We start from the raw sequence: 2,850 nt of genomic DNA on the forward strand, positions 1-2,850 counted from the left end.
AGTCAGCCAGACGGTTTCATTTTCTAAAAGCACATCAATTTTAATCTCTCCAGAATCGTTTTCATAAATTAGAATTTGAGAATCGTTTTGATTTGTTGATTGTGGTTGTTGAAGCATATCGTTTGATTTGCGGATAAACTTAATGGGCATTTTTTAAATTAAATTTTTTTGTAGGGGAACGGCTCTGACTTCCCAAAGTATATTTTTTGTAGGGGAGTACCTTTGGCTTCCCAAATTTAAAATTGTTGTTGTAGAGGAAACGCCCTCGTTTCCATTTTTCCCGTAGTTTGCAATGTTCCCAAAATGATTGGCAGGCAAGCCTTGCCTCTACGAAGCTTAAAGATTTTTTGTTTTGATAATACCAATTTGATCGAATTCCGTTTTGTTTAACTCTTTTAATTTATCGCTTGTTTTTTAATTTATCGAATACCTTGATTAAATGAGGGCAGGAACTGTCATAATAACTTCCTAAAATATTTGAATAAATCGGATCTCTTACAATTCCTAATATTTCTTCCCTCCTTTGAGATTCGAATAATTTTCTGTCAATTCTTGTAAAAACCCAAAATCCTTGTAAATATACTGAACAAGCTCTATTGTATGCGTTTAATATTTCTTCACGAGACTCGCTAAGTGATTGCAAATATATTTCATGTTTGTTGCGGGAATAATCTGGGTGATCTTCATCTAAGTTAATACTCAAACCTTGTAGATAGGTGTTTCTATAGTTAGTTAATGAATTTTGAATTAACTCATCAATATACATTTGATTGCTTGTTTTTGTGGAAGTCCAAGTTAAATATGCAACTATGAAAGCAACTATGGCAAGAATTATTGTTGTAAAATCTTTAAACTCTAAGTTGAAATATTGAATTATTTTTTCGGTATCTATGGTAATTTGAGCCATTATTTTATAATCTTAGGTGCTGGTTTAACAATTGTTTGAGGTTGAGTAATAGGTGGGAGTGGAGGAATTAGTCTAGCCCCTGCAAAATGAGTATTTAGAGTTCTTAAATTTGGATTTTGTTGCGGTACAGGACTTGCTTGTTGTGAATTTTTTAGATGTTGATCTAAACTTTTTATTACAGTCTTATTTTGAGAATAATTGGTTGAATTGTTATTGTTAGTCATAATTATAGAAATTTAAATTTGTAGTATTTGAAATCAAAAATATTAAAATAATTCTTGACAACTGGTTTGTTGTGTTGTGGTATTTGATTACAAATTGGCAATAGCCACGTACCCCTAGAAATAGGGGTCAATTTTTTGTCTTAAAAAGTTAGCTTTTGATATTTTTGTTTTGTTAAGTTACTAGCTAACTAAAATACCAGAATCTATATAATTTGCAATACTTTGATATGGTAAAAATTTTGTTTGATAGTTTTTTGCGGCTATTTCATCATCTTTTTTAAGTTCAAATTCTCTGTCGTCATAAATAATTATCCCTTCCTTTATTTCTCTACCTGTTTGTCTTATATCGTTGTATGAAAATAATGCTGAAGTTATTCTATCTTTTTTTGGGTTGCTGATAGTTTTGATTAAAATTTCACCAAATTTAGTTGGGATTGCAATATCAATGGTATTTGGATAGCCACTTTTACCATTTATTATAAATTTAGGGATTACTGGTACACTCTTTTCTTTAAATTTTGCCATCACATCATCAAAAAAGAAATTTTGTATTGATTCTCTTGCTAAAACATACAAATCACTAACAGCTAAAATACATTGAACCAAGCTATGCTTCTTTTTGGGTAAGTTTTGTAAATCAGTTTTAATATAAATTGAATTATCGTTTTCATCTAATTTTACACCATAACTTAGAAGGGTTTGATCTAAAATATTTTTTCTAGCAGGCGAGTTAAAAGATACCCCAGACATTTCTAAATCATTTATAATATAACCACCATCAGTTAGGGTAATTTCTGACTCAGAAGTTTTTATGGCATAAATTTCAATATGGTCGTTGTGATTATCTAAAAAAGGTAAAGTAAAGTGATATCCGTTTTCAATATCCTTGGATTTTATATTTTCTTTTAACCATAATAAGTAATTTTCTACCAAGTTTGTGTGAGACATATTTTTAAAACAATTTAGGTGTAAAATTTGGGTATTTAGTATTAAAATAATCCAAAAACTTTTTTAATATTGAATAAACATCAACATGTTTTATCTCTTCTTGGGTAATAGATATTTTTGACAAAGGATAAGCGACTCTATCGTGAAATTTTTCGTCATAAATATGAATGTGAGGACCTTCAAAAGTTTCACCTCCAAACTCATTAGGATTAGTATGAGTTCCTTCTAAATCAAGCCTTATTAATCTTATAATCTTCCTGTATCTGGTATTGAAAGTAATTTTGGTTTTTGAGATTTCTAATTTTGGTCTAAAATAATTAAGTATAAAAGTCTCTTTGTTGTTTAGAGATATAATCTCGTGTTCCCATTTGGTAATCTGATTATTTTGCCCCTCCAAAGAAACTGAGAGATTTTGTTCTTTAAATTCTTTTTCAAGGCTTTTTAATATTTCAAATTGATCTTGAGTTATCAACATAAAGTAATTTTAAACACCATTTTATTTAATAATATTTTTGTCCACATCTCCACCCCTCCTCCTAATCAAAATCCTTCTATAAACATCTTTACCATTTATTGTTGCATCGTTTTTCCCACCCAGCCAATAACCTCCGTCCATATCGTATTCATTGTGCCTCGACCAACCAACTATCTCAAACTGCTCAGGATTATACTTATCCAAAAAGGTAATTGGCACGCCCATTACCCCGTCATAATCCATCGGAATTTCTTTAGTTTTGTCCACATTTATGGCGTCATAGTTGTCGTATTTTG

The 2,850-nt window shown here is 30.1% G+C and carries 5 protein-coding genes; all 5 read right to left on the reverse strand.

Annotated elements, in window-relative coordinates; translation table 11 throughout:
* Positions 1-400: 400 nt before the first annotated feature.
* Positions 401-907, reverse strand: a complete 507-nt coding sequence (locus tag ACIQ2X_RS15425; protein WP_396179858.1) for a hypothetical protein — start codon at positions 905-907, stop codon at positions 401-403.
* On the reverse strand, positions 907-1,131 hold the full coding sequence (locus ACIQ2X_RS15430) for a hypothetical protein (RefSeq protein WP_396179859.1): 225 nt from the start codon (positions 1,129-1,131) through the stop codon (positions 907-909). Before ACIQ2X_RS15430 ends, ACIQ2X_RS15425 begins: the two co-directional genes overlap by 1 nt.
* A 180-nt stretch (positions 1,132-1,311) precedes the next feature.
* Positions 1,312-2,079, reverse strand: a complete 768-nt coding sequence (locus ACIQ2X_RS15435; protein WP_396179860.1) for a DUF1828 domain-containing protein — start codon at positions 2,077-2,079, stop codon at positions 1,312-1,314.
* Positions 2,080-2,083: 4 nt separating this feature from the next.
* Positions 2,084-2,554, reverse strand: coding sequence for a DUF6978 family protein (locus ACIQ2X_RS15440; RefSeq protein ID WP_396179861.1), 471 nt, complete (start codon positions 2,552-2,554; stop codon positions 2,084-2,086).
* Positions 2,555-2,575: 21 nt separating this feature from the next.
* A partial coding sequence (locus ACIQ2X_RS15445; RefSeq protein WP_396179863.1) for an adenine-specific methyltransferase EcoRI family protein occupies positions 2,576-2,850 on the reverse strand: 275 nt, incomplete at its 5' end.

This window comes from Flavobacterium sp. (assembly GCF_044368625.1).
In the GTDB taxonomy this organism is placed as follows: domain Bacteria; phylum Bacteroidota; class Bacteroidia; order Flavobacteriales; family Flavobacteriaceae; genus Flavobacterium.